Annotated in this window: 1 protein-coding gene; it reads right to left on the bottom strand. The window is 47.6% G+C overall.

The genetic code is table 11. The annotated features are described in order from the left end of the window. On the bottom strand, positions 1-1,388 hold a 1,388-nt coding region (gene tnpC / locus IX315_RS09555), incomplete at both ends, for an IS66 family transposase (protein ID WP_211837417.1).

Raw genomic sequence — 1,388 nt, forward strand, 5'->3', positions numbered from 1 at the left:
GTTTCTTCCCATAGCGATGTACCGCATCACTCGCTCCATGCCGTTGTTGTCTATCTCGTATCTGCCATCGGTACAATACCTGGCGATACGGATCCACACGGTATGGGCATAGGTGATTGCTTTCCCTAAAGTGCTCTTTGGGGTGCACTCAAGGAAGACTTTTTTCATCCACGCTTCCATCGCTACGAGGAGAGGAGCAGCCAGTCTCATTCGCTCGGAGTGGATTTTGTCGGGTGGGGCTTTCTCTTCTTTGAGCTGTGCTTCGAGGGTGTAGAGAAGTCCTATTTGCTTGAGCATGTCATCAGCTCGTTTGTCGCCCTCTTTGCTCGCTTGCTCAAACTTTCGCCTCACATGCGCCATACAGGCGAGTGGAGTCACGCCCTCTTTTTGCTCGTATTGTGAATAAGCAGCATAACCATCGCTCTGCAGTGCCCCTTGATAGTCTTTAAGAATCGAAAGGAGGGTGGTTGCTGAGCGGGAGCCATTGTCGTAATAAAAGAAGACACCTGGGTAGTCCATAGAGCGAGCTGCCCACACATACCCCTTCCTAGTCTTTCCTTTATTATCGCGAATACGCATAGTGCTCTCATCCATTTGGAGGTAGCTCGACTTAAGGACTTTCTGAACAAGGGCATCATAGAGTGGTGCGAGTTGAAAAGAGATATCGGCAATACCACGACTGATGGTGCTCTTTGATAGCTCCACTCCCAGCTCTTTGTATCTCTTGATCTGTCGTGACTCGGGGAGATGGTGTCGAAATTTATCCACCATAAACGTGGCGTAAATCGTATTACCTAGCTTTACTCCACTTGCATTCTCCACGTCAATGGGAGCTCTTAAAATGGTTGCATTATCGAGGTAGGTATCATTCTTATCCTTATAGACAGGGTAGATGTGCCTTTCAATATAGAATTGGCAGGGCTTCAGTTGCAGGATATCCTTTCTCCGCTCACCTATCTTTATGTGTTTCTCGGGGTCAATGCCCTCTGGCTCGTGATTTATCATGGTCACAGGGGTAGAGAGATCTACCATGAGATCTCTGGGCTTTCTTTCTCTCTTTTCACTCGTCTTCTTTGACTTTAGCTCCTTATCTTTTCTAGCCAGTTCATCTTGAATGGGTGCTACCCCCTTTTCGGCTTCTAAACACTCCACTTCCCAGTCGCTACTAAATAGCCAGCCCATCATGTTAGTCTTTGGGTCGGGAAGTTTCTTTTCGGAGCGATAGCCATAAACTTGACGCTGCAGGCGGAGAAACTGTGAATTCAAATGCTCATACTCCTCCTTTGTGAGGTTCAGAGCCCTAGTCGTCTGCAAGAGCTCCTCAATCTTACGACTCAGCTCTGCTTCTTTTTGAATGAGCTTTTCCCTTTGTTGATTGAGCTCAAGGT

This window comes from Porphyromonas levii (assembly GCF_018206105.1).
Lineage (GTDB): Bacteria > Bacteroidota > Bacteroidia > Bacteroidales > Porphyromonadaceae > Porphyromonas_A > Porphyromonas_A levii.